Source organism: Arthrobacter sp. 05N428_2 (assembly GCF_056397065.1).
The window spans coordinates 94430-119364 of sequence record NZ_JBFTMR010000005.1 but is presented as its reverse complement, the minus strand read 5'-3'; the positions used below and the strand labels follow the sequence as shown (position 1 = coordinate 119364).

Here is a 24935-nt window from a genome sequence, read left to right as displayed (position 1 = left end):
GTGCTAATGCTTTTGGGCCGGTCTAATGGGGTGAGTTGTCCCACACGCGCCGCATCGAAGACCGCGGCAACCAGCACAGTTAGGCACGCCCATGAAGGCTCTCTACAAGTCCGGCGCCCATGCGGGATTCGAACTGGTCGACCGCCCCGAGCCGCAGGCCGGCGCCGGGGACGTCAAGATCCGGGTTATCAGCACCGGAATCTGCGGCACGGACCTGCACATCCAGTCGTGGGACGCCTGGGCGCAAGGGATCATCAACGCGCCCCTGATCGCCGGCCACGAGTTCTACGGCGAGGTCGTGGAGGTGGGCGAGGACGTCCGGGACGTCCGGGTCGGTGACCGGGTCTCCGGCGAAGGCCACATCGTCTGCGGGATCTGCCGCAACTGCCGCGCCGGCCGCAAGCAGATGTGCATCAACACCGTCAGCGTCGGAGTGCAACGCGACGGCGCCTTCGCCGAGTACGTCGTCATCCCGGAAACCAACGTCTGGGTGCACCACGATCCGTCCGTGACCCCGGAACTCGGAGCGATCTTCGACCCGTTCGGCAACGCCGTGCACACCGCGCTGAGCTTCCCCCTGGTCGGCGAGGACGTGCTGATCACCGGCGCCGGACCCATCGGCCTGATGGCGATCGCCGTCGCCCGCCACGCCGGGGCCCGGAAAATCGCCATCACGGACGTCTCGGCCCCGCGCCTTGAGCTCGCCCGGCAGCTCGGCGTCGACCTCGCGATCGACGTCTCCAAGACGCGGGTCAAGGATGCCCAGCGCGAACTGGGCATGCGCGAAGGCTTCGACATCGGCATGGAAATGTCCGGCCACCCCACCGCGCTGCCTGAGATGATCGAGAACATGAACCACGGCGGCCGGATCGCGATGCTGGGGCTGCCCAGCCGGTCGATCGACATCGACTGGGGCAAGGTGGTCACGCACATGCTGACCCTGAAGGGCATCTACGGCCGGGAAATGTTCGAGACCTGGTACGCGATGAGCGCCATGCTGTCCTCCAACCCGGTGCTGCACGCCAACATCTCGGCCGTCGTCACGGACACGCTGCCCGCCTCGGACTGGGAGAAGGGCTTCGAAATTGCCCGGGCCGGCGTGGGCGGCAAGGTCGTGCTCGACTGGACCGGCTTCTAGGCCGCGCCTGTTATCCGGTACCGTACAAAAATTCACCCCAGCTGAGGAGCGCACCGAAATGTATTCAGCCATCAAAGACCAGTTGCAGCAGGAACTCGACGAGATCCGCGGCGCCGGCCTGTTCAAGACCGAGCGGCACATCGACTCGCCGCAGGCCGGCCACATCCGGGCCGGCCAGATCGGCCACGGTGCGGCGGATGTGCTGAATTTTTGCGCCAACAACTACCTCGGCCTCGCGGACCACCCGCAGATCATCGCAGCGGCCAAGACCGCCATGGACGACCGCGGCTTCGGGATGGCCAGCGTCCGCTTCATCTGCGGCACCCAGGACCTGCACCTGGCCCTCGAGGAGCGGGTCTCGAAGTTCCTCGGCACCGAGGACACCATCCTGTTCTCCAGCTGCTTCGACGCCAACGGCGGGGTCTTCGAGTCCCTGTTCGGCCCGGAGGACGCCGTCATCTCCGACGCGCTGAACCACGCCTCGATCATCGACGGGATCCGGCTCTGCAAGGCCCAGCGCTTCCGCTACGCCAACCAGGACATGGCCGACCTCGAATCCCGGCTGATCGAGGCCACCACGCAGGAAAACCCGGCCCGGCGCAAGATCATCGTCACCGACGGCGTCTTCTCCATGGACGGCTTCCTGGCCCCGATCGAAGCGATCTGCGACCTCGCCGAGAAGTACGACGCTATGGTGATGGTGGACGACTCGCACGCCGTCGGCTTCATGGGCGCCACCGGCGCCGGCACCCCGGAACACGCCGGCGTCTCGGACCGGGTGGACATCTTCACCGGCACCTTCGGCAAGGCGCTCGGCGGCGCCTCCGGCGGCTACGTCTCGGGCCGGCGCGAGGTCATCGCCATGCTCCGCCAGAAGGCGCGCCCGTATCTGTTCTCCAACTCGCTCGCTCCGGCGATCGTCGCGGCCACGCTGACGGCGCTGGACCTTGTGGAAACCTCGGCGGACCTGCGCAGCAAACTCTTCGCCAACGCCGAACTCTTCCGCCGCCGGATGGGCGAGGAAGGCTTCGAACTGCTGCCCGGCGAGCACGCCATTGTCCCGGTCATGTTCGGCGACGCCGTGATGGCGGCCAAGGTCGCCGACGCCATGCTCGCCCACGGCGTCTTCGTCACCGCCTTCAGCTACCCCGTGGTACCCAAGGGCGCCGCCCGGATCCGCGTCCAGCTCTCCGCCGCGCACAGCACGGACGACGTCGAGCGCTGCGTCCAGGCGTTCGTCCGCAGCCGCGACGAGCTGGCCGCCGTCGTTTAGGCTGGCTGCCCCGGTTTAGGCGCGTGGTCGCGGCGTGGCCCGCGACCACCCTGCGGAAACTACTGACGTGACCTGCCGCCGGGTGCAAGGATGGGACCATGTCAGCTAAATACGATGTCGTGATCGTCGGCGGCGGCATTGCCGGCCTGTCCCTTGCCTCCGCTCTCGCCGGCAAATGCAGTGTGGCCCTGGTCGAAGCCGAGCAGACGCTGGGCTACCACACCTCCGCCCGCTCGGCCCGGCAACTGATCCCCAGCTACGGGCCGCCCGTGGTCCAGGAGCTGACCATGCGCACCCTGGAACTCCTCGGCACCCACGAGGGCACCCGGCCCGAGCCCGTGCTCTCGCCGCGCCGGTTCATGCTGATCGGTGACGAGGAAACCGTCCAGCAGCAGGCTAGCGGGTTTATGCAGCGGATCAGTCACGCCGAGGCCCTGGACCTCTGCCCCGCGCTCCAGCCGGGCGCCTTCACTGCCGCCGGCCTGGACTCCGGGTCCTTTGCCTGCAATGCGTCCCTGCTGCTGGATGACCACCGGGAGCGGGCCGCCGCGGGCGGCGTGGACATCATCACCGGCGCCAGGGTCCACTCGGCGCAGCGCCTCGGCACCGGCTGGGAGCTCGGCGCCGGGCAGGAGGGGTTCGAGGCCGCCGTCGTGGTCAACGCCGCCGGCGCGTGGGCCGACGAGCTCGCGGTGCTCAGCGGCGTCGAGAAGCTCGGACTCCAGCCCTACCGCCGCACCGCGGCGATCGTCGACGTCGAAAACCCCCTGCCGGTCGGCTGTCCGATGGTGGCGTCGACCGGCAACTTCTACTTCCGTCCCGACGGGCGGCGGCAGGTTCTGATTTCGCCATCCGAATCCGTGCCGAGCGGCCCCGAGGACGCCAGGCCGTATCCGGGCGACATCGAGGCGCTCATCGCCCGGCTTAATACCATCACCACGATGGGGATCGGCAGCGTCAGCCGGGCCTGGACCGGGCTCCGCACCGAAGCGGCCGACGGCATCCCGGTGGTGGGGTTCGACGCCGAGGCCACGGGCTTCTTCTGGCTTGCCGGCCAGGGCGGCTACGGTTTCCAGACCTCCTCCGGCATCGCCGAGCTCGCCGCGGAGCAGATCCTCGCCGGGCCGGAATCCCGGGAGCCGTTCCCTGCCGGCAGTCCGGCATCCCGGACAGCCGCGGCGCTGGCGGCGACCCGGATGTCGATCCGGGGCTGAAGAATGGACCCATGAGCACCCTGATCACCAATATCGCGGAACTGATGACCCAGGACGCGGACCACCGGGTCCTCAAGGATGCGGCCATCGTGATCGAGGGCGAACGCATCGCCTGGATCGGCGCCGCCGCCGCGGCCCCCGCGGCCGACGACGCCGTCGACGCCGGCGGCCGCTCGCTGCTGCCCGGCTGGGTGGATTCGCATACCCACCTGATCTTCGCCGGGGACCGGACCGCGGAGTTCGAAGCCCGGATGGCGGGCGAGGACTACAGCGCCGGCGGGATCGCTGTCACCACAGGCGCCACCCGGGACACCGGCGACTTCGACCTCACCCGGCTCGCACTTGGGCGCGTGGCGGAGGCTGTCGCCCAGGGCACCACCTACCTTGAGACCAAGACCGGCTACGGCCTGGACGTGGACAACGAGGCCCGCAGCGCCCGGATCGCCTCCACCGTCGCTGACGAGGCGACCTACCTCGGCGCGCATCTGGTTCCCGCCGGCATGGACGCCGAGGAGTACACCGACCTGGTCTGTGGGCCCATGCTCGCCGCGGTCCGCCCCTACGTGCGCTGGGCCGACGTCTTCTGCGAACGGGGCGCCTTCACCGAGGACCAATCCCGCCGCGTGCTCCAGGCCTGCCGGGACGCGGGGCTGGGACTGCGCGTGCACGGCAACCAGCTGGGGGAGGGCCCCGGAGTGCGGCTGGCGGTGGAATTCGGGGCCGCCAGCGTGGACCACGTCAACCACCTCTCCCGGGCGGACGTCCAGGCCCTGGCGGACAGCTGGTCCGGCTGGGAGGCAGCGGCCGGCGCAGGGGAGCGCGGCACCGTCGCGACCTGCCTGCCGGCCTGCGACCTGTCCACCCGGCAGCCGCTGGCGCCGGGCCGGGAACTGCTCGACGCCGGCGTCCAGCTGGCCCTCGCCTCCAACTGCAACCCCGGGACGTCCTACACCAGCTCGATGGCGTTCTGCGTCACGACGGCGGTGCTGCAGATGCGGCTCAGCGTGGACGAAGCCGTCCGCGCCGCGACGTACGGGGGCGCGCTGGCGCTGGGCCGGGAGTCCGGGAACGACGTCGACGGCGAGCGGGCGGTCGGCTCGATTGCCGTCGGCCACCGGGCGGACCTGCACCTACTCAACGCCCCGTCCGCCACCCACCTGGCGTACCGGCCGGGGATGCCCCTGACCCACGCCGTCTGGCGCGCCGGCGTCCGCGCCCGCTAGAACACCATCGGCGGGGCGTCCAGAACGGTCTCGTCCACCCGGCGGTCCTCCCACTGGCTGAACGGCTTGTCCAGTTCGTACTTGCCCAGCGGGGTGCGCAGTAGAGTACGGATCTCCGCATTGTCCGGGTTGTTCAGCGACTCGAAGTACTCCACCGACCAGTGGAACCAGCGCATGCAGTACAGCCGCATGGTCAGCCCGTGCGTCACAAACAACGCATTCGGCGGGTAGTCCGGCCTGGCCCAGTGCCGGTACAGGGTCTCCATGAAGGAGGAGATCCGGTCATAGACGTCGGAGCCGGATTCGCCCTCGCGGAAGCGGTAGAAGAAGTGCCCGTAGGCGTTGCGGAGCTCCTTCTGGTCCTCGATGTCGCCGGCGATCTGGAAGTTCGCCCAGTCCTGTTCGCGCAGCCGCGGCTCCTCGATCACGCGCTCGGTGAGGGAGCCCAGCCGGAGTGCCTCCAGGGTCTGGTAGGCCCGGAGGTAGGGGGAGACATAGACGCACACCTGTTGGCCGTCGAGCTCGCGCCGGAGCTGCTCGCCGGCCGCCGTGGCCTGTTCTACACCGAGCGGGGTTAGCGGGATCCGGTAGTCGGGCACCCGGTTGTAAATCGACGTGTCGGCATTGGCGGCGGACTGGCCATGCCGGATCATGAATATTTTCCCGGGCGCACTCACGCCCCCAGCATAGGCACTTGCAGTCAACTCCCTGAAACGGCAGGCAAGATAGAAGCATGTTGGTTCCCTCCCGCCGTCGGCTGCGGCTAGAAGTCTGGATCGTCCTGGGGCTGTCCCTGGGCCAGTCGGCGGTGTACTCGGTGGTGCAGTTGCTGGACAAGATGACCAGGGCGCCGCTGGCGCAGGGCACGTCGACGCTGAACCGCTCGCAGAGCAGCCGCGAATACTTCGACCTCACCTACCAGCTGCTGGACATCATCTTCGCCCTGGTCCCGGTGGTGCTGGTGATCTACTTCCTGACCGAACACCGGGCCGCCGGCCCCGCCGGCCCCGCCGACCCGGCCGGCGGCACTTTCACAGCCAGGACGGGCACCTCGGCGTTCCGGAAACTGGGCTTCAACTTCGCCCGTCCCGGCAAGGACCTGGTCCAGGGACTGGGCCTCGCCGCGCTGATCGGGATCCCGTCTTTGGGCCTCTACGCGGCCGGCCGGGCGCTGGGAATAACTACGGCGATCATCCCCAGCGCGTTGGACTCCTATTGGTGGACGGTGCCGGTGCTCATCCTCTCCGCGATCCGGCACGGGATCGTGGAGGAGGTGATCGTGGTGGGATACCTGCTGGACCGGCTCGGCAAGTTCGGCTGGGGCATGCCGCTGGCCATCTTCGCCAGCTCCATGCTGCGCGGCAGCTACCACCTGTACCAGGGCTTCGGGCCGTTCATCGGCAACGCCATCATGGGCGTCATTTTTGCCCTGATCTACACGCGCACCCGCCGGGTGATGCCGCTGGTGATCGCGCATGCGGTGTTGGACACCGTCGCCTTCGTCGGCTTCAGCCTTTTCGGCAAGGCGATCGGCCTGGGCTGAGTCGATGGACTGCCGGGCCAACCCGCCGGGTTAAAGGGTTTCGGCCGCCGGCGGCGGGTGGCATCATTGGCACCCGCTGCTGGCGGCCGAAGTTTGGTGGACCGAAGGCGTCAGATGGTGACGGCCCCGGAGGCGGTTTCGAAAGTGACGGACATGATTCCCGGCGTCCCGCGGGGGGCCAGCCAGTTGACAGCGACGTCCTCCAGCGGCTTCTCCACGGGGACGCCCAGCCACTCGGTGACGCGCTCGGCCGAGCCCGCGATGGTGAGTTCAGACATCTTGACGCTGCTCTCATACGCGTGGGAAGGGTGCAACGCGGGGTCGCCCTCCCATTTGAGCATGTAGGGGACCTGCGGATCCGCGATCAGGCCCAGGATGCCGATCTGCTTCCAGACCAGTTCGCGGCCGTCCGGGAACTTGCGGTTGCCATTGACGGCGGCGCGGCCCAGCCGCTCCTCGAAGGGGGCCAGGTCGTCAACCTCGACGCACCAGCCCATCCAGCCGCCGCCGGCGGCCGAGCGGGCGCGTACGGCCTGGCCGAACGGGGCCTTGTCCGAAGCGGGGTGGTCAAGGACCTCCACGACCTCCAGGTACTTGTGTCCGGCGAGCGGAATAATCATGTTGCGGGTCCCGAAACGGGGGTGTACCCCGCCCTTGACGGCTTCGACACCGAGGGCGGTCGCAATACGTTTGGTGGTGGCAGCCAAGCCATCTTGTTCACAGGCGTAAGAGACGTGATCCATGCGCATGCCATCATCTTGGCACTTTGTGATGGGGCTCTCAGCTTAGGGCATCCTAACCGTGATGGGATGTCATTTTCGCGGGCCGAGGGCGACGGGCGTCAGCCCGGTGCGGCACCACTTTCCGGCGCCCGCGGGCGCTTGGCGGGGCTGCACGTGGGGCGCGGCTTCATCTTCGTCATAAAGCTATCCAGACGCCCGGGGGCCTTCCTAGACTGAAGCCAGGTCATGAGCGCCAGCATCGAGCCCCGGCTTGCTGGCCGGCAACCCTCCTGCGCGGTGGGGTGCCCCGGGTGAAGACCTGGCCAACCGGCGTCCGCCGGAAGGCAAGCGCGGCGCCAGAGCCGGCCGGGCCCCAGGGCCACGGACGGCCTGTGCCCAGTCACAAGGAGCTCTCCAATGTCCAACGCCTGGTCCTTTGAAACCCGCCAGATCCACGCCGGCCAGGAGCCGGATTCAGCCACCGGAGCCCGGGCGCTCCCGATCTACCAGACGACGTCGTTCGTCTTCCCCAGTGCGGAAAGCGCGGCCAACCGCTTCGCCCTCGCCGAACTCGCCCCCATCTACACCCGGATCGGCAACCCCACCCAGGATGCGGTGGAGCAGCGGGTCGCGAGCCTTGAAGGCGGCCTCGGCGCACTCCTCCTGAGTTCGGGGCAGGCCGCCGAAACCTTCGCCATCCTCAACATCGCCGAAGCCGGGGACCACGTGGTCGCCAGCCCCAGCCTGTATGGCGGCACCTACAACCTGCTGGCGCACACACTGAAGAAGTTCGGCATCTCGGTGACCTTTGTGGAAGACCCGGACAACCTGGACCAGTGGCGGGACGCGGTGCAGCCGAACACCAAGCTGTTCTTCGGCGAGGTGGTCTCCAACCCGCGGCAGGACGTGCTGGACCTCGAAGGCGTCGCGGACGTGGCCCACCGGGCAGGGGTACCGCTGATCGTGGACAACACGCTCTCCACCCCCTACCTGATCCGGCCGATCGAATGGGGCGCCGACGTCGTGGTCCATTCGGCCACCAAGTACCTTGGCGGCCACGGCACCGCGATCGGCGGCGTGATCGTGGACTCCGGCAACTTCGACTTCGGCAAGGACCCCGAGCGCTTCCCCGGCTTCAACACCCCGGACCCCACGTACAACGGCCTGGTCTACGCCCGCGACCTCGGAGCCGACGGGGCGCTGGGCGCAAACCTCTCCTTCATCCTCAAGGCCCGCGTCCAGCTGCTGCGCGACCTCGGCTCGGCCGTCTCGCCGTTCAACGCCTTCCTCATCGCCCAGGGCATCGAGACACTGAGCCTGAGGGTGGAGCGCCATGTCGCCAACGCCGTCAAGGTGGCCGAATGGCTGGAGGCAAGGGACGACGTCGAATCCGTCGCATACGCCGGACTGCCGTCCAGCCCCTGGTACGAGCGCGGGCGCAAGTACGGCCCGAAGGGTACCGGCGCCGTCGTGGCCTTCAACATCGCCGGCGGAGCGGAGGCCGGCAAACGTTTCGTCGATGCCCTCGAACTCCATTCCCACGTGGCGAACATCGGTGACGTGCGGTCCCTGGTCATCCACCCGGCGTCGACCACGCACAGCCAGCTCTCGCCCGAACAGCAGACGGTTGCCGGGGTGAACCCCGGCCTGGTCCGGCTGTCAGTGGGGCTGGAACACATCGACGACATCGTCGCTGACCTTGACGCCGGCTTCCGGGCGGCCAAAACCGCCTGAGGTCACACAGCCGTCACAATCTTCGCGCTTGCCCGGCCGTGTTTCGTAGACTCGGGGCAGGTCATGAGTGCCAGCGACAGCCCCGGCTTGCTGGCCGGCAACCCTCCTCCTGCGGCGGGGTGCCCCGGGTGAAGACCTGGCCTGTCGGTCAGCTGACGGCGGGCAAGCGCAAAGATAGGTCCGCACATGACGATTGCCGCCGCCCGCACGGGTGCACCCGACAGCACAGCAACCAGCCGCGAAGCGACGGGCCATGACGTGACGGGCCACCAAACGACGAAAGGCACAGGGGCCGCGTCCGTCCCGGACGGGACGGTGCGCCACCACCGGATCGGCTCCCTGGCCCTTGAATCCGGCGCCACCCTGCCGGATGTCACGCTCGCCTACGAGACCTGGGGAACGCTCAATGCTGACGCCTCCAACGCGGTCTTGATCGAGCACGCCCTGACCGGAGACACCCATGTCACCCGGGGTGCCGGCGAGGAACCGGGCTGGTGGGAGCAGCTGGCTGGCCGCGGCGCGCCCGTGGACACGGACCGGTACTTCGTGGTTTCTATCAATATCCTTGGTGGCTGCTACGGCTCCACCGGGCCCTCGACGCCGGCACCGGACGGCAGGCCCTGGGGCTCGCGCTTCCCGCTGGTCACCCTCCGGGACAGCACCGCCGCCGAGGCCCGCCTCGCGGACGCCCTGGGGATCGGCAGCTGGCACGCCGTACTGGGCGGTTCCCTCGGGGGAGCGCGCGCCCTCGAATGGGCGGTCAGTTACCCGGAACGGGTCCGGCGTTGCGCCGTGATCTCGGTGGGTGCCAGCAGCACGGCCGAGCAGATTGCGTTCGCCCAGGCCCAGACCCTGGCCATCCGCCAGGACCCCAACTTCAACGGCGGCGACTACTACGGCGGCCCGGAACCGCATGCCGGTCTGGCCCTGGCCCGCCGGATCGCCCACATCACCTACCGTTCCGCCGCCGAACTGGACGGCCGCTTCGGGCGGAAGCCGCAGCCGGCCGAGGCCCCGCTCGAAGCCGGGTCGCTGGCCGGCCGGGGCCGCTACCAGGTGGAGAGCTACCTGGACCACCAGGGCAACAAACTCGTGCGCCGCTTCGATGCCAACAGCTACATCGCCATCACCGAGGCGCTGATGAGCCACGACATCAGCCGCGGCCGCGGAAGCCTTAAGAAGGCCCTCTCGAGGGCCACCGCTGAGTTCCTCGTGGCCGCCGTGGACTCGGACCGGCTGTACTTCCCGGCCCAGTCCCGTGAACTCGCCGACGCCCTGCCGGGAGACGTTCCGGTGCATGTGATCGAGGCTCCGATCGGCCATGACGGCTTCCTGACCGAGATCGGCCAGCTCAGCGATCAACTGCGGGAGAGCTTCTTCGGCTAGCCGGCGGCGTCGTCGGCTGTGCATTTTTGCAGACGGGCTCTGCGCGAATGGTCGTTGAGCCTGCGGCGATGGCAGTCCATACTCGTTGAGGATAAAAGCTGTGTGTCATAACTCACACAAGCGTCAGGTTCACAGGGGTGTCGACGGAGACATCGAAGGAGTCCCAATGAGTACGGAAAACGCCGCCGCGAGGCGCGCAGCAGAGCCCGAAGTCGAGTTGTCGGGTCTGAAGAAGGTAGTGGCGGCCTCGATGGCCGGCACGGTGGTTGAGTGGTACGAGTTCTTCCTCTACGCCTCCGCCGCCACCCTGGTGTTCGGCAAGATGTTCTTCCCCAACTCCGGCACGGAGCTGGACGGAATCCTTGCCGCCTTCCTGACCTACGCGGTCGGCTTCATCGCCCGCCCCATCGGCGGCATCGTGTTTGGCCACTTCGGTGACAAGTTCGGCCGCAAGCAGCTCCTGCAGCTCAGCATCATCCTGGTCGGCGTCTCGACCTTCCTGATGGGCTGCCTCCCGAGCTTTGCGCAGGTCGGCTACTGGGCACCGGCCCTGCTGGTGTTCCTCCGCTTCGCCCAGGGCTTCGCCGTCGGCGGCGAATGGGGCGGCGCCGTCCTCCTCGTCGCCGAGCACAGCCCCAGCAAGTCCCGCGGTTTCTGGGCCAGCTGGCCGCAGTCTGCCGTCCCGCTGGGCAACTTGCTCGCCACCGCCGTACTGTTCATCCTCTCCGCCGTGCTGTCCTCCGCGGACTTTCTGGGCTGGGGCTGGCGGGTTGCGTTCTGGCTGTCCGCCGTCATCGTGCTGATCGGCTACTACATCCGGACCAAGGTCCAGGATGCCCCGATCTTCCTGGAGGCACGCAAAGAGGTTGAAGAGGGCCAGAAGGGCTATGGCGTCGCCGAGGTCTTCCGCCGCTACCCCCGCGGCGTGTTCACCGCCATGGGCCTGCGCTTTGCAGAAAACATCCTGTACTACCTCGTGGTCACGTTCTCGATTACCTACCTCAAGACCGTCGTCCACACCGACACTTCCCAGATCCTGCTCCTGCTGCTCGTGGCGCACGCCATCCACTTCTCCGTGGTGCCGATGGTCGGCCGCCTCTCGGACCGTCTGGGCCGCAAGCCGGTGTACATGGCCGGCGCCGTTCTGGGTGCAACCTGGGGCTTCTTCGCCTTCCCGATGATGGACACCGGCAACGACTTCGTCATCCTCGCTGCGGTCATCATTGGCTTGCTGTTCCACGCCCTGATGTACGCCGGCCAGCCGGCGATTATGGCGGAAATGTTCCCGACCCGGATGCGCTACTCGGGCGTCTCGCTCGGCTACCAGGTCACCTCGATCGTGGCGGGTTCCCTTGCCCCGATCATCGCCGTGGCGCTGTTGAGCCAGTACAAGTCCTCCGTTCCGGTGGCTGTCTACCTGTTGCTCGCCTGCGTCGTTACGGCCGTCGCGGTGTTCTTCCTGAAGGAAACCCGGGGTGTTTCGCTGCACGACGTCGACGCCGCCGATGCCCAGGGCACAGCGGACCTCATCGCCGCAGGCAAGAAGTAACAGGCAAGAAATAGCAGGTAAGAAATAAGCTCAGCCGGTACCACGCTGCCCGTGTCCGCGTTTCTACGCGGGCGCGGGCAGCTCCTTTTCGGCGTCTTCTGCGGCGGACGGTTGGTCAGAAGCCCGGGCCTTTCAGGGTTTGGCGTAGTCGACGAATCCCTGCCAGTCGATCACGACACAGGGTTCGTCTCCCAGTACCCAGGCGTCGTGCCCGGGGGCCATGGTGGCGAAGTCGCCGGGCCCGTATTCCATTTCCTCGCCGTCGTTCATAACGACCTTCATTCGACCGGATACGAAATACCCCATGTGGGCGGCCTGACAGCTCTCCGTTTTGGCGATCGGTTTTACGTGCTCGGACCAGCGCCATCCGGGCAGGAATGTGGCGCGTCCCACGCCGCCCTGTTCGAGGTTGACGAGTTGAAGTTGGCCCGTGCCACCTTCAAAGGGACGCGTCTCCTCGGGCGAATCGAGGCTCATGCGAACTAAACCTGGCATCATGACCTCCTATGGTCGGTCCTGCTTGTTGTGGGTAGGCTCCGACACTGCGCTCTGGCGGTGTTTACCCCTCGGATGCTGTGAAACTTCACCCGACGGCGCCTCTGCGGAAGGGCCGCCAGCGCGCTGAGCTACCGTCTTGATTTATAGACCCAATCGCGCCTTTTGCCTAGAGCGCACCGGTCCCGCATCAGCTGGGCTTGCGATTCACCGCGATACTTTTCCCTCACTGATGAGACGGCATTCGGAGGCTTCCTATTCGCAGCCGCTAACGCATGGTTTTTCATGTCAAGTGATGGCCCCGCCCCTGAGTATCACGCGTCCTGCAGGACGCGGCGTCTACAACGCCAAATAGCGCCGCAAAAGACCCCCCCCCATTTACCGCCGAAAGTCACAGGCCGGATTTGGCTTAGTGTCGCTCGAACGTCCCGGTCAGGGTTCCCTTTGCGGGCAAGTAGTGGGCCGGGCGGACTCTGAACAGTTCGGGCTGACGACATCGGACATGGACGGCCGCCGGTAAAGCAGGCCGCCGCCGTAAACGCAGCGCGCCCGGCTCAGCCTGCCAGCACGTCCTGGCGTTCGGCGATCTCGGCCCGGACGGCCGCCACCACCGCCTGCACCGGTGCCGACCGCAGCGATTCCGACCGGGCCACCGCCCAGATCGGCAGCTGGCGCTGGAAGTCGTCCGGCAGGACCGGCACGAACCCTGGCTTGCCGACTACGAGGAAGTTGGGCAGCAGCCCGATCCCGGCGGCCCGACTGACCGCCTCGAGCTGGGCGAAAATACTGGTGGCTTGGAAGCTGGAGCGCGGCATCGGTAGCTGGGTGGACCGGTGGCCAAGTTCGGCGACCTGCAGGGCTGACTCGACGTAAGAGACAAAGCCGTGCTGCCGGACGTCGTCGAGCGTCTCGGGAAGCCCGTGCTCGCGCTCGTACTCCGGGCTCGCGTAGAGCCGGAGGAAGTAGTTGGAAAGGAAGATGGTCTGGGCGTTGCTGACGTCCAGGTTGCCGACCACCACCTCAAGGTCAACCCCGGACCGGTTCTGGCTTACCTTCCGGGTGGCGCTGAGCATTTCCACGTTCAGCGAGGGGTGGTCCTGCTGCAGCCGGACCAGGGCCGGGGTGACGAATTCGGCGCCGAAGCCGTCCGGGGTGCTGATCCGGACCAGGCCGGAGAGCACGTCCTCCCGTCGGGTGATCCGGCCGGTCAGCGCACCCAGCGTCCCCTCGATGGCTTCCGCGGCCGCCACCGCCTGGGCTCCAAGCTCGGTAAGCTCCCAGCCGTGCGGGCTGCGCTCTAGCGTCCGGCCCCCAAGTTGTTTGTCCAGGGCGAGGATCCGCCGCGAGATGGTGGTGTGCGTGGTGCCCAGGGTCTCCGCGACCGCGTTGAACCGGCCCAGCCGCGCCACGGTTAGCAGGATCAGCAGGTCGTCCGGACTCGGGAGCCTCTTCATGCCCTCCATCTTTCCGCCATGTGCATCTGCGCACATGGCATCTTCAGTTTTTCTCCTTGATTGCACTGTAACAGGGTGTGATGGTTGACACGTGGGATCCGGCAGCTGCGCCGGCCCCGAGCCTTACCAAGACGCAGCAACAGGACGCAGGATCAAAGCAAAGGAGCTTACGCCATGGCAGTTGTCGCCTGGATCGGACTGGGAAACATGGGCGGGTCCATGTCGGTGAACCTCGCCAAAGCCGGAAACGAGGTCCGCGGCTTCGACCTCAACGCGGACGCCGTGGCCGCCGCCGAGGCCGGGGGAGTCAAACCCGCCAGCAGCATCGCCGAGGCCGTGGAGGGCGCCGACGTCGTCTTCACGATGCTCCCGAAGGGCGAGCACGCCCGCGCCGTATACCTCGGTGCCGAGGGCGTCCTGGCCCACGCCGACAACAAGACACTGCTGGTGGACTCGTCCACAATCGACATTGCCTCGGCCCAGGCCCTGCACGACGCCGCAGCGGAGGCGGGCTTCCGCTTTGTCGACGCCCCCGTCTCCGGCGGGATGAGCGGCGCGAAAGCCGCGACGCTGACCTTCATGATCGGCGGCGAGGCCGGCGCCGTCGCCGAAGCCACCGAATACATTCGGCCGATGGCCGCCAACATCATCCCCACCGGGGGAGCCACCACCGGGCAGGCCGCCAAGATCTGCAACAACCTGATGCTCTTCATCAACCTCGCCTCCACGGCCGAGGGAGCGGTGCTCGCGGACCGCCTGGGCCTGGACAAGCAGGTTTTCTGGGACATCGCCTCGGTCTCCTCCGGCGACAGCTGGGCTCTGCGCACCTGGTACCCGGTGGCCGGCGTCGTGCCCACCGCCGCATCCAACAACGACTTCGCCCCGACCTTCACCGCCGAACTCGCCAACAAGGACATCGGACTGGCCATCAGCGCAGCCAAGGACACCGGAACCCCGCTGGAAATCGGCGAGCACGTCCAGCAGCTCTTCCAGCGCCTGATCGACGGCGGCCAGTCCGGCAAGGACTGCTCCGCGATTGTCAAGCTGGTCGACGGCTCGTTCGAATCCGCCAAGTAGCCTTCAAACCTTTTTAGAAAGAGATCCTCCCATGGAACGCATTCCGCACTTTATCAACGGCGCCCTGGTGTCCGACGCCGAACGCTACGGCCCCGTATTCAACCCCGCCACCGGCGAACAGGAAAAGGAAGTGGCCCTTGCCTCCGCGGACCGCGTCGAGGAGGCCATCGCCGCCGCCCGCGCCGCCCTGCCCGGCTGGCGGGCCACCAGCCTCGCCAAGCGCACCACGATCTTCTTCAGGGTCCGCGAGCTCCTCATGCAGCGCCGGCCCGAACTGGCGGCCCTGCTGACCAGCGAGCACGGCAAGGTCCTCTCCGACGCCGAGGGCGAGATCACCCGCGGCCTGGAAAACATCGAATTCGCCACCGGCCTGTCCCACGCGCTCAAGGGTGAACGCTCGGAACAGGTGTCCGGCGGCGTCGACGTCCACTCGGTGCGCCAGCCGGTCGGCGTCGTCGCCTGCATCACGCCGTTCAACTTCCCGGCGATGGTGCCGCTCTGGATGATCGGCAGCGCGCTGGCGTGCGGGAACACCGTGCTGCTCAAGCCGAGCGAAAAGGACCCGTCCTCCGCGATCTTCATCGCACAGGTCTTCGCCGAGGCCGGACTGCCCGCCGGCGTCCTCAACGTGGTGCACGGCGACAAGGAAGCCGTCGACGTGCTGCTCGAGCACCCGGACGTGAAAGCGGTCAGCTTTGTAGGCTCGACGCCGATCGCCCAGTCCATCTACAAGCGCGCCGCCGACCATGGCAAGCGGGTCCAGGCCCTGGGCGGTGCCAAGAACCACATGGTTGTGCTCCCCGACGCGGACCTCGACATGGCCGCCGACGCCGCCATCTCGGCTGCCTATGGCTCCGCGGGCGAGCGCTGCATGGCCGTCAGCGTCCTGGTCGCCGTCGGGAACATCGCCGACGAACTGGTGGACGCGATCGCCACCCGCATGGCCACGCTCAAGATCGGTCCCGGCACGGATCCGGCGTCGCAGATGGGTCCGCTGATCACCGCGGAACACCGCGACAAGGTGGCCTCCTACGTGGCCGGCGCCGCAGACGAGGGCGCCTCCGTGGTGGTGGACGGCCGGCACCAGGAGTTCGACTCCAACGGCTTCTTCATCGGCGTCAGCCTGATTGATCACGTCAAGCCCGGCATGAAGGTCTACGACGACGAGATCTTCGGCCCCGTCCTCTCGGTGGTCCGGGTGGAGAGCTACGCCGACGCCGTCAAGCTCGTCAACGACAACGAGTTCGGCAACGGCGTGGCGATCTTCACCCGCGACGGCGGCGCCGCCCGGCAGTTCGAGTTCGACGTCGAAGCCGGCATGGTGGGCGTCAACGTCCCGATCCCGGTGCCGGTGGGAACCTTCTCCTTCGGTGGCTGGAAGAACTCGCTCTTCGGCGACACCCACATGTACGGCCCGGAAAGCATCCGCTTCTACACCCGGGGCAAAGTGGTCACGACGCGCTGGCCGGATCCCTCCACCTCGGTGATCGATCTGGGCTTCCCGCAGGTCGACTAGGGCCTAGCCCTTCATGATCTCCGCGCGCTGGGCCATGTAATCCTCCATGGCCAGCTCGCCGTTGCTGTACTTCTGGTCCAGCTCGGCGAGCTTGCGCGCGCGGAAACCCTGCGGCTCCGACGACGACGGCGGGGCAGCCGGCGGCTGCCAAGCAGGTGCCTGCGGGGCGGCGGCCTGCGGCGGGCTGTTCAGGTATTCCGGGCTGTCCTCGTACGGGACCTGGTACTGCTGCTTGGCCGGGGGCTGCGGGGCGCCGAGCTGGCCGAACCCGCCGTAGTAGTCCCGCTGGGTGAAACCGTCGCGCGGCTGGTTGTCCTGCTGGCCGGGGAACCCTCCGGACCCGCCGAACGGCTGCCCGGGAAAGCCGCCGGGGCCGTTGCCGTTCCGCCCGCGGTTGGACGCCCTGTACCGGCGCATCCCGAACATGATGATGGCCGCCGCGACGGCGAGCCCAAAGAAGGAGAACACGGTACCGAACCTTTCAGGAGTGGTCCTTCAGCTTAACGCGCGGGCCGCTCCCGAAGTGCCTGGTCCTGCCCCGGCCGGAACCGGGCAGCCCGTTCAGGGCCGTCGTTCAGGGCCGCAGGGCATCCTCCGCGCCGGGCGGGCCCTCGCCCGACCCGAGCGGGACCCCGGGGCCGAACACCGGACCGGCCAGCGGGCGCTTGGCCGTGATGCCGTCCCCGGAGGAGCGGTGCCGGAGCCGGCGGACCACCCACGGGACGAAGTGCTCGCGGGCCCAGATGAGGTCACCGGTGCGGGCCTGCCGCCAGCTGCGCGGCGGCAGCGGTTTGGGGGAGAGCGGCTCCAAGGTGTGTTGCACGTTGAGCGAGTCCAGCACCATGGCCGCGATGGTGTGGTGGCCCAGCGGCGAGAAATGCAGGCGGTCCGCATCCCACATCTGCGGGTCATTGAGCTGCCGGAGGGACCACATGTCGGCGATGACGGCGTCGTGCCGGGCCGCCACGGTGCGCAGGTTCTCGTTGTAGATCGCCACCTTGCTGCGGATCCGGCCCAGCACCGTGGAGCCGGTGTCCGGCCCGTTGAACAGGACCACCGTGGCGCCGCCCAGGCTCAGGATCTGCACCACCGAGTCCAGCCGCTCGGCCAGGACGTCGGGGTCTCCGCCGGGCCGGATCAGATCGTTTCCGCCCGCGGACAGGGTCACCAGATCCGGCTTCAAGGACAGGCAGTGGGCCAGTTGCTGGTCCACGATCTGCTGCAGGAGACGGCCCCGGACCGCGAGGTTGGCATAAGCGAAATCGTCGTGACCGCGGCTCAGTTCCTCCGCCACCCGGTCCGCCCAGCCGCGGTGGCCGCCCGGGCTGGCCGGCTCCGGATCGCCGATCCCTTCCGTGAAGGAGTCGCCCATGGCAACGTAGCGCGTCCAGGGATGGTTAAGGGTCAGATCCGGAAGATTCGCCATGGCTTCTGTTTCGCTCACCTACTTATCCTGCACTCATGTACCAAAGGTGCGCCAGCGCCACTGGTGACCCACAGGTAACTGTAAGAATAGAACCATGACTGAAGCCGCTCTTTTCCCCGCCGCGTTTCCCGCCCCCGTCGTCCTGTGGTCCCGGCCCGAAGACGCCCGCGCCGGCAAGCCCCTGCTGGTCCTGCTGCACGGTTACGGCGCCAACGAGGAGGACCTGCTGAGCCTGGCCGACGCGCTGCCGGAGGAGTTCGTGGTGGCCTCGCTGCGTGCCCCGCTGGCCGCCGGTCCGGGCTTCACCTGGTTCCCGCTGACCGCATCAATCGATTATTCACTCGAGGCCGTCAAGCACGCGGCGGCCTACGCCCAGGACTGGATCGACTCGGTCCGGGCGAACCATCCCTCGGTGACGCTGCTCGGGTTCTCAATGGGCATGGCCCTGGCCACCACGCTGCTGCGGCAGCGGCCGGACGGGTACGCCGCCGTCGTCGGACTCTCCGGCTTTGCCGTCGACGCCGGCGGCGACCCGAGCTTCCGCGACGACGAGCTGGATGGCACAGTGCCGATGTTCTGGGGCCGGGACCAGCACGACCCCGTGATCACGCCGGACAAAGTCGAGTTCACCATGGGCTGGGTGCGCCGTCACGTGAAGCTGACCAAGGTGCTGTACACCGGCATGTGGCACGGCATCAACCAGCAGGAAATCGGTCACGTGGGCGAGTTCCTCAGCCATGAGGTGCTCGACAAATAGTCCGCGCGGCGGCGCCCCGCGCGGCGGCGCCCCGCACGGCGGCGCCCGGCGCCGCGCTGCCAGGTGCTGCTAGGCTCCGGCGGGTGTCACGATCCGTACGGTCCGGCCGTTCACGGTGACGGTGTCGCCGTGGTGGAGCTGGCGGCCGCGCCGGTCATCGATCTCTCCGTTGACTTTGACAAGCCCGTTCCTGATAAGGTCCGTAGCTTCCACCCCGTCCTCGACCAGGTTGGCCAGTTTCAGCAGCTGGCCCAGCCGGATCATGTCGTCGCGGATGGGGATGTCTTCAATTTCCGGGTTGCTCATACCAGCAATAATGCCTGACCAAAGGTGGCACCAATGACCCACGCACCGCGGCTTCCGCTGCTTCTCGGTCTTCTCCTCGCCGTGGCGGCGGGACTTTTCGTCCCCGTCCAGGGCCGGATCAACGGCGCCCTGGGAACGGTCCTCGCCGACGGCCTCGCCGCCGCGGTGGTCAGCTTCAGCACCGGCCTGGTGCTGATGATCGTCATCTCGCTGCTCCTGCCCAAGGGGCGCGCCGGGCTGGCCGAAGTCCTGCCTTCGCTGCGGGAACGCCGGTTCCCGCGCTACTACGTGCTGGCCGGCGGCATCGGCGCGTTCTTCGTCTTTGCCCAGTCCTTCACCGTCGGACTTCTCGGCGTCGCCCTGTTCACCGTCGCCGCCGTCACCGGGCAGACCCTGAGCGGCCTGCTGGTGGACCGGATGGGGATCGGCCCCGCGGGCCGGAAACCCATCACCGGGATCCGGGTCCTCGGCAGCGTGCTGACCGTCGCAGCCGTGGCCTGGGCCGTGTCGCCGCGATTTGCCGCCGGCGGGGTTTCGGGGGCGGACTCCGGGCCGTTGCAGCTGCTGGTGCCGGTGCTGCTTCCGGTGCTCGCCGGGTTTCTCATGAGTTTCCAGCAGGCCATGAACGGCACGGCCACGGTGCACTACCGCACCCCCATCACCGCCACCCTGGTGAACTTCATCGCCGGCAGCATTGTGCTCTGGCTCGCCTTGCTGATCAAGCTGGCCGTCGCCGGGCCCGGCCACCCTCTCCCAGGCGAGTGGTGGTACTACCTGGGCGGTCCGATGGGCTGCGTCTTCATCGCCGTCGCGGCCTTCCTGGTTCACAGCCTGGGCGTGCTGGTCACCGGCCTCGGCATGATCGCCGGGCAACTGCTGGGATCGCTGGGCCTGGACCTGTTCCTGCCCGCGCCGGGCACCATCGTCGCGCTGCCCACCGTGCTGGGCACGCTGCTGACGCTGGCCGCCATCGTCCTGGCCAGCCTGCCCTGGTCCCGCGGAGCCCTCAAGCGGTAGCGGCCCGGGTAGGCTAGGAGTTTGCATCACACCGTTCGCAACACCCCGCCCGGCAACCAGCCGGTGACCCGGGGCTGACAGCGCGGACCGCACCCAGCGGCCCTGTAGAAATTGGAGTTCCCATGGCAGCAAAATCCGTACTCGACCAGATCATTTCCCTCGCCAAGCGACGGGGATTCGTCTTCCAGGCGGGCGAAATCTACGGTGGCTCCCGCTCTGCCTGGGACTATGGCCCCCTCGGTGCCGAGCTGAAGGAAAACATCAAGCGGCAGTGGTGGCAGTCCGTGGTCCGCGGCCGTGAGGACGTCGTCGGTCTGGATTCCTCGGTGATCCTGCCCCGCCAGGTCTGGGAGGCCTCCGGCCACGTCGACGTGTTCTCCGATCCGCTGGTGGAATGCCTTTCCTGCCACAAGCGCTACCGCGCGGACCACCTCGAGGAAGAGTACGAGGAGAAGAAGGGCCGCCCGGCCGAGAATGGCCTCAAGGACATTGCCTGCGCCAACTGCGGCACCCGCGGCGAATGGACCGAACCGCAGGAATTCTCCGGCCTGCTCAAGACCTACCTGGGCCCCGTCGCCAGCGAAGAGGGCCTGCACTACCTGCGCCCCGAGACTGCCCAGGGCATCTTCGTCAACTTTTCCAATGTGCTCACCACGTCCCGGAAGAAGCCCCCGTTCGGCATCGGCCAGATCGGCAAGTCCTTCCGCAACGAGATCACGCCGGGCAACTTCATCTTCCGCACCCGCGAGTTCGAGCAGATGGAGATGGAATTCTTCGTCGAGCCCGGCACCGACGAGCAGTGGCACCAGTACTGGATGAAGGAACGCATGTCCTGGTACACCGGCCTGGGCATCCGGGAGGAGAACCTGCGCTTCTTCGAGCACCCGCTGGAGAAGCTCAGCCACTACTCCAAGGGCACCACGGACATCGAATACCGCTTCGGCTTCCACGGCTCGGAATGGGGCGAGCTCGAGGGCATCGCCAACCGCACCGACTTTGACCTCTCCACGCACTCGAAAGCCTCCGGCCAGGACCTGAGCTACTTCAACCAGGCCACCAACGAGCGCTACACCCCGTACGTGATCGAGCCGGCCGCCGGCCTTACCCGCTCCTTCATGGCGTTCATGATCGACGCGTACACCGAGGACGAGGCACCGAACGCCAAGGGCGGCGTCGACGTCCGCACCGTGCTCAAGCTCGACCCGCGCCTGGCCCCGGTCAAAGCGGCGGTGCTGCCGCTGAGCCGCAACGAGGACCTGTCCCCGAAGGCCAAGGACCTCGCCGCGCAGCTGCGCAAGAACTGGAACATCGAGTTCGACGACGCCGGTGCCATCGGCCGCCGCTACCGCCGGCAGGACGAGATCGGCACCCCGTTCTGCATCACGGTGGACTTCGACACGCTCGAAGACCAGGCCGTCACGATCCGCGAACGCGACACCATGAGCCAGGAACGCGTCTCCCTGGACAAGGTGGAGGGCTACCTGGCCGCACGGCTGATCGGCGCCTGAGCGTGGCAATCGAATACCGCGAATGGCGCGAGGGCGACGACCTGGCGCTGCTGGAAATGTGGGGCGGTCCGGAGACGGATCAGGCCCGGCAGTTCCGCGGCACCCTGGCGCCCTCGGGCAACGCCCCGTGGCGCCGCTGCATCGTGGCCGAGGACGTCGTCGACGGCGTCGCCATCCCCGTCGCGGCGGGCGTGGTCCACGAGGCCTCGCTGCACCCGGAACGCCTCTGGGTCTACGTCGAGGTGGCCCGCGACCACCGCCGCGCCGGCATCGGCTCCACGCTGCTGGCCATGCTCCGGCACGAGGCGGAACGATCGCCGTCGGGAGTGTCCCGGCTCCGGACCAAGGTGGAGCCGGGCACGCCCGGCGCTGCCTTCGCCGAGGCCGCCGGACTGGCCCCGATCCAGCGCTCCCGCCTCGTCGTCGTGGAGCCCGGAGCCCTGAAACTCCCCGTGTTCGGCGACGGCTCCGAAGCCGCGGCCTCGGACCAGGTGGAGGATCTGGCCACCGGTTCGGTGGAACTGAGCGACGTCGTGGGGCGGTACTACACCGCCGTGCACTACTGGGACAGCCCCGGCGAACTCAGCATCCCCACTGTGCAGCGGCTGTTCCTGGACGATCTGAGCGGCGCGCACGGCGCGATCGTGCTGCGCTCGCCCAAGGCCAGTGCCTTCGGTGCGGGCGTGGCCGCCAAGAAGAAAGGGCGGCTGCAGGCGTTTGCGATCAGCTACGCGCAGGGCGGCCCGGAGATGGGCGGCCCTGAGAACGGCCACTCCGCCACCGCCGGCGAACCGTCCGACGTGTTCCTGGGCCATGACCCGGCGCTCTCCGACGACGACGCCCGGACCGCGGTCAGGGACCTGCTGGCGCTGATCGCGTACCAGTACCCGGTTCTGCTGGAACTGGACGATTCCATGACGGCCTTGCGCGCCGTCGTCGAGCCGCTGCTGGACGACGGCAAGGCCCGGCAGGCCGGCGCAGACACCCTGATCGTCTCCGACCCGGTCTAGCCCGCTTAGCCCAACTGACTCGCAGTTGTTGTCGTTTACAGGAGGGTAAGCGACAACAACTGCGGGTCAGTTTTGGGTTAGACGGCGGCTGAGTGGGGCTTTAGCGATGCCGGCTGCGTGCGCGGCGCGGGCCTTCGGCTTCATCCAGCCGTCGACGTTCCTCCTCGTTGGGCGCGCCGCCGCCGAGGGCAGCCGGCATCCACCAGGCGCCCGGTTCCGGCTTCAGCGGGAAGTCGGCGATGCCGGCGTCGATTCCGTACTGAAGGATTTCGCGCAACCTTTCGGTGGCCGCAGCGACGTCGAGCTCTCGGCCGGGGGTGAACGGCTTACCGACGTGCACGCGCACCGGCGCCCGCCAGGCCCGGAACGGCGAAAAGCCGTGGTGCCGGGTCATGACCCGGTGCGCACCCCAGACCGAGACCGGGATGATGGGGACGCCGGCCTCGGCTGCCATCCGCACGGCACCGGTTTTGCATTCCCGGACCCGGAAGCTGCGGCTCACCCCGGCCTCGGGCAGGATCGCGATGTACTCGCCCTCGCGCAGCTTTTGCACGGCGGCGTCGTAAGCGTGGGAGCCGCCGCCATAGCCGACGACGACGTGCCCGGCGGCGCTGACGGCTGGCCCGGCGAACCAGTGGTCGGCCGCTCCCTGGGTGATCAGGAAGCGCATTTGGGCCCTGTTGTGCCCCCACAGCAACAGCTCGGCGACGGCGAAGTCGAGATAGCCGAAATGTGTGATGGCGACGACGGCGCCCGCCCCGGGGGTGGGGCGCCGGGAGGAGGTGCCCGGGGACGAGCCGGGCGGGACCGCCCCGGGCAGATGTTCTTGCCCGGTGACGATGACCCGGATCCGGAACAGCCAGCGCAGCGCCTGTCCGGTCCGGATGATCACGCGGTAGAAACGGTCGCTGGGCTTGGGCCGCCAGCCGCGTCCGGCCGCCTGCATCTCAGTGTCCGCCGGTGTTGTGGGGGCGGGGCTTTTGATGGCCCTGATGCCGGCTGCGCGTCTTCCGCCGGCGCGGCGGCCTCGGGATGAAGCCCGAGGTCGATTCGACGTATTCCTTGTAGCCAGGCCGGGCGGACATCGCCTTCTCAGTCAGCGGCTTCCCGGTCTTTCCGGCCAGCGTCCAGATCATCAGCGCGGGGGAGAGGACTGTCAGCGCACCCGGCCAGGAGTCCGCGGCGACCAGGAACAGCCCGGCCCAGACGGCGGCGTCGCCGAAGTAGTTCGGGTGCCGGGTGTAGCGCCAGAGGCCCGTGTCCAGGACCGTGCCGCGTCGAGCCGGATCCGCCTTGAACCGGGCCAACTGCCAATCCCCAACCGTCTCGAAGACGAAGCCGACCAGCCACAGCAGGGTCCCCAGCAGTGCCAGCCAGCCCAGGGCCCCCGTGCTGAACATGCCGACCTGGAGGGTGAGTGAGACGAAGAACATCACCACGCCCTGCGGCAGGTACACGCGGCGGAGCGCGTAGCTGTTGCGCGAGCCGGGGGCCGAGGAGAGCATGGCCACGTAGCGCGGATCCTCGTGGCCCCCGCGGGCGCGGACGCCGATGTGCGCGGCCAGCCGGATGCCCCAGACGGCGACTAGGGCCAGCAGCAGCAGGCGGCGGCCGCCGTCGCCGTGGCCCGCGGACAGCAGCCACGAGACCCCGGCCGCCACGACGAAGCCCAGGCCCCAGACCGTGTCGATGACCGAGTGGCGGCTCTGCCGCACGGCGACGGAGAACGTCACGGCCAGCAGTGCCACCAGTCCAAGGGCCACCCAGGGAAGGCTTGCCAGGAAGGCCTCCAGCGGGAATGCCGGCATCACAGCACCACCGGGAGTTTGGCCGCGGCGGGCAGGACCTGGCGGAGGATGCCGGTGCCGCGGAACTCGACGCCGGCGCTGCCGCCGAAGGCGTCAAGGATGAAGCCGTTGGCGAGCGCATTCCAGAGCCGGACCCGGCGGAACATGAAGTGGCCGGCGCCCTGCAGCGAAACGTAGTCCACAGACTCGGCCACGCCCTCGATGCGCCGGGCGTAGGCCAACGAGTGTTTGGGGCTGGTCCAGCGGTCCTCGCTGCCATGCACGATCAGTACCCGGCGTCCCGCGACGCGTTCCGCCGGCGTGGACCCGTCCAGCCACGGGGCCAGGGCGACGACGGCTACGACCTGCGGGTCGTCCGCGACGCAGAGCGCCGTGAGGCCGCCCATCGAATGGCCCAGCAGGTAGACGGGCACGCCGGGATGCTCGCGGCTGATCTGGGCAAGTGCCCAGCGGGCGTCTTGGACCGGGGACATGTCCGGTCCGTTCCAGCCCCGGTACCGGTTCCGGAGGGTCCAGACGGCCAAGCCCTGCGGGCCGCCCTCGTTCCGCAGCGCCTGGGCGAAGGGGAGCATCCGGGCCGGGCTGAGGTGCCGGCCGCGGACGGCCTGAAAACTATCCGCGCGTCCGCCGTGCAGCACCAACGCGACGCCGCGGGTCGGCCCGGCCGGGTCGGCAATGGTTAGCTCCGCCCGGGCGCCAAGGCCGGTCCCGGCCGCAGGGCTTTCCCGGTCATCTGTCTTGCGTCTGGCCACCGTTGTGTCCTCCACATCGTTCGTCAA

The 24935-nt window shown here is 68.1% G+C and carries 24 protein-coding genes and 2 riboswitches; of the genes, 14 read left to right on the top strand and 10 right to left on the bottom strand.

Going from position 1 to position 24935, the window contains the following annotated elements; genetic code table 11:
- The first annotated feature begins 91 nt into the window (after positions 1 to 91).
- The 4 genes from tdh (at position 92) to hutI (ending at position 4848) form a co-directional block, all read left to right on the top strand.
- The gene (gene tdh / locus AC1DGI_RS07280; protein ID WP_476898297.1) at positions 92 to 1138 is read left to right on the top strand and encodes an L-threonine 3-dehydrogenase; all 1047 of its coding nucleotides are present in this window, start codon (positions 92 to 94) and stop codon (positions 1136 to 1138) included.
- A 58-nt stretch (positions 1139 to 1196) separates the two neighbouring features.
- Positions 1197 to 2411: a glycine C-acetyltransferase gene (locus tag AC1DGI_RS07275; protein WP_476898296.1), complete on the top strand. Its 1215-nt coding sequence runs from the start codon at positions 1197 to 1199 to the stop codon at positions 2409 to 2411.
- 98 nt (positions 2412 to 2509) lie between these two features.
- Positions 2510 to 3625 carry an NAD(P)/FAD-dependent oxidoreductase gene (locus AC1DGI_RS07270; protein WP_476898295.1) on the top strand — a complete coding sequence of 372 codons (1116 nt, stop codon included), beginning with the start codon at positions 2510 to 2512 and terminating at the stop codon, positions 3623 to 3625.
- Between the two features lie 11 nt (positions 3626 to 3636).
- The gene (hutI, locus tag AC1DGI_RS07265; protein WP_441402604.1) at positions 3637 to 4848 is read left to right on the top strand and encodes an imidazolonepropionase; all 1212 of its coding nucleotides are present in this window, start codon (positions 3637 to 3639) and stop codon (positions 4846 to 4848) included.
- On the opposite strand, the gene AC1DGI_RS07260 is transcribed toward hutI, so the two are convergent.
- Entirely contained in the window at positions 4845 to 5501 is a 657-nt protein-coding gene (locus AC1DGI_RS07260) for a histidine phosphatase family protein (RefSeq protein WP_441402603.1), read from the bottom strand. The genes hutI and AC1DGI_RS07260 overlap by 4 nt on opposite strands.
- 80 nt (positions 5502 to 5581) lie before the next feature.
- On the opposite strand from AC1DGI_RS07260, the gene AC1DGI_RS07255 reads away from it, so the two are divergent.
- Positions 5582 to 6391, top strand: a complete 810-nt coding sequence (locus AC1DGI_RS07255) for a CPBP family intramembrane glutamic endopeptidase (protein WP_476898294.1) — start codon at positions 5582 to 5584, stop codon at positions 6389 to 6391.
- A 110-nt stretch (positions 6392 to 6501) separates the two neighbouring features.
- Here AC1DGI_RS07255 and AC1DGI_RS07250 read toward each other — a convergent pair whose 3' ends face one another.
- Positions 6502 to 7140: a VOC family protein gene (locus AC1DGI_RS07250; protein WP_476898293.1), complete on the bottom strand. Its 639-nt coding sequence runs from the start codon at positions 7138 to 7140 to the stop codon at positions 6502 to 6504.
- Positions 7141 to 7355: 215 nt separating this feature from the next.
- Positions 7356 to 7470: riboswitch (SAM riboswitch) on the top strand.
- 60 nt (positions 7471 to 7530) lie between these two features.
- Between AC1DGI_RS07250 and AC1DGI_RS07245 the strand changes: the two genes are divergently transcribed.
- The 3 genes from AC1DGI_RS07245 (at position 7531) to AC1DGI_RS07235 (ending at position 11782) form a co-directional block, all read left to right on the top strand.
- A complete protein-coding gene (locus AC1DGI_RS07245; RefSeq protein ID WP_476898292.1) occupies positions 7531 to 8847 on the top strand; it encodes a bifunctional o-acetylhomoserine/o-acetylserine sulfhydrylase in 1317 nt (438 codons plus the stop codon).
- A 59-nt stretch (positions 8848 to 8906) separates the two neighbouring features.
- Positions 8907 to 9022: riboswitch (SAM riboswitch) on the top strand.
- An 11-nt stretch (positions 9023 to 9033) separates the two neighbouring features.
- Positions 9034 to 10233 (top strand): homoserine O-acetyltransferase MetX, encoded by a 1200-nt coding sequence (gene metX / locus AC1DGI_RS07240; RefSeq protein ID WP_476898291.1) that lies wholly within the window; start codon positions 9034 to 9036, stop codon positions 10231 to 10233.
- 166 nt (positions 10234 to 10399) lie between these two features.
- Positions 10400 to 11782: an MFS transporter gene (locus AC1DGI_RS07235; protein WP_476898290.1), complete on the top strand. Its 1383-nt coding sequence runs from the start codon at positions 10400 to 10402 to the stop codon at positions 11780 to 11782.
- A 132-nt stretch (positions 11783 to 11914) separates the two neighbouring features.
- Here the strand turns inward: AC1DGI_RS07235 and AC1DGI_RS07230 are convergent, their stop codons facing one another.
- Together AC1DGI_RS07230 and AC1DGI_RS07225 are read right to left on the bottom strand one after the other, a co-directional pair.
- Positions 11915 to 12259 carry a cupin domain-containing protein gene (locus AC1DGI_RS07230; protein WP_441403287.1) on the bottom strand — a complete coding sequence of 115 codons (345 nt, stop codon included), beginning with the start codon at positions 12257 to 12259 and terminating at the stop codon, positions 11915 to 11917.
- A 572-nt stretch (positions 12260 to 12831) separates the two neighbouring features.
- Positions 12832 to 13731: a LysR family transcriptional regulator gene (locus tag AC1DGI_RS07225; RefSeq protein WP_476898289.1), complete on the bottom strand. Its 900-nt coding sequence runs from the start codon at positions 13729 to 13731 to the stop codon at positions 12832 to 12834.
- A 174-nt stretch (positions 13732 to 13905) separates the two neighbouring features.
- Here AC1DGI_RS07225 and mmsB point away from each other — a divergent pair, with 174 nt between their 5' ends.
- Positions 13906 to 14808: a 3-hydroxyisobutyrate dehydrogenase gene (gene mmsB / locus AC1DGI_RS07220; protein ID WP_476898288.1), complete on the top strand. Its 903-nt coding sequence runs from the start codon at positions 13906 to 13908 to the stop codon at positions 14806 to 14808.
- Positions 14809 to 14839: 31 nt separating this feature from the next.
- Positions 14840 to 16324 carry a CoA-acylating methylmalonate-semialdehyde dehydrogenase gene (locus tag AC1DGI_RS07215; RefSeq protein ID WP_441402560.1) on the top strand — a complete coding sequence of 495 codons (1485 nt, stop codon included), beginning with the start codon at positions 14840 to 14842 and terminating at the stop codon, positions 16322 to 16324.
- A gap of 3 nt (positions 16325 to 16327) precedes the next feature.
- Here the strand turns inward: AC1DGI_RS07215 and AC1DGI_RS07210 are convergent, their stop codons facing one another.
- Positions 16328 to 16792, bottom strand: a complete 465-nt coding sequence (locus AC1DGI_RS07210) for a hypothetical protein (protein WP_476898287.1) — start codon at positions 16790 to 16792, stop codon at positions 16328 to 16330.
- Between the two features lie 106 nt (positions 16793 to 16898).
- Positions 16899 to 17750 carry an SGNH/GDSL hydrolase family protein gene (locus AC1DGI_RS07205; RefSeq protein ID WP_441402563.1) on the bottom strand — a complete coding sequence of 284 codons (852 nt, stop codon included), beginning with the start codon at positions 17748 to 17750 and terminating at the stop codon, positions 16899 to 16901.
- 94 nt (positions 17751 to 17844) lie between these two features.
- On the opposite strand from AC1DGI_RS07205, the gene AC1DGI_RS07200 reads away from it, so the two are divergent.
- Entirely contained in the window at positions 17845 to 18507 is a 663-nt protein-coding gene (locus AC1DGI_RS07200) for an alpha/beta hydrolase (protein WP_476898286.1), read from the top strand.
- Positions 18508 to 18576: 69 nt separating this feature from the next.
- On the opposite strand, the gene AC1DGI_RS07195 is transcribed toward AC1DGI_RS07200, so the two are convergent.
- On the bottom strand, positions 18577 to 18813 hold the full coding sequence (locus AC1DGI_RS07195) for an RNA-binding S4 domain-containing protein (protein ID WP_476898285.1): 237 nt from the start codon (positions 18811 to 18813) through the stop codon (positions 18577 to 18579).
- A gap of 33 nt (positions 18814 to 18846) precedes the next feature.
- Here AC1DGI_RS07195 and AC1DGI_RS07190 point away from each other — a divergent pair, with 33 nt between their 5' ends.
- The 3 genes from AC1DGI_RS07190 (at position 18847) to AC1DGI_RS07180 (ending at position 22348) form a co-directional block, all read left to right on the top strand.
- Positions 18847 to 19830 (top strand): DMT family transporter, encoded by a 984-nt coding sequence (locus AC1DGI_RS07190; RefSeq protein WP_476898284.1) that lies wholly within the window; start codon positions 18847 to 18849, stop codon positions 19828 to 19830.
- 122 nt (positions 19831 to 19952) lie between these two features.
- A complete protein-coding gene (locus AC1DGI_RS07185) occupies positions 19953 to 21338 on the top strand; it encodes a glycine--tRNA ligase (protein ID WP_441403097.1) in 1386 nt (461 codons plus the stop codon).
- Positions 21339 to 21340: 2 nt separating this feature from the next.
- Positions 21341 to 22348 carry a GNAT family N-acetyltransferase gene (locus AC1DGI_RS07180; protein WP_476898283.1) on the top strand — a complete coding sequence of 336 codons (1008 nt, stop codon included), beginning with the start codon at positions 21341 to 21343 and terminating at the stop codon, positions 22346 to 22348.
- 100 nt (positions 22349 to 22448) lie between these two features.
- Here AC1DGI_RS07180 and AC1DGI_RS07175 read toward each other — a convergent pair whose 3' ends face one another.
- Genes AC1DGI_RS07175 through AC1DGI_RS07165 form a run of 3 tightly spaced genes read right to left on the bottom strand, consistent with a single transcriptional unit; the run spans position 22449 to position 24935 of the window.
- Entirely contained in the window at positions 22449 to 23294 is an 846-nt protein-coding gene (locus AC1DGI_RS07175) for a lysophospholipid acyltransferase family protein (RefSeq protein ID WP_476898282.1), read from the bottom strand.
- 1 nt (position 23295) lies between these two features.
- Positions 23296 to 24156 (bottom strand): DUF1295 domain-containing protein, encoded by an 861-nt coding sequence (locus AC1DGI_RS07170; protein ID WP_476898419.1) that lies wholly within the window; start codon positions 24154 to 24156, stop codon positions 23296 to 23298.
- Complete coding sequence (locus AC1DGI_RS07165; protein WP_441400064.1) at positions 24156 to 24935, bottom strand: alpha/beta hydrolase; 780 nt, start codon at positions 24933 to 24935, stop codon at positions 24156 to 24158. The genes AC1DGI_RS07170 and AC1DGI_RS07165 overlap by 1 nt, the downstream gene beginning before the upstream one ends.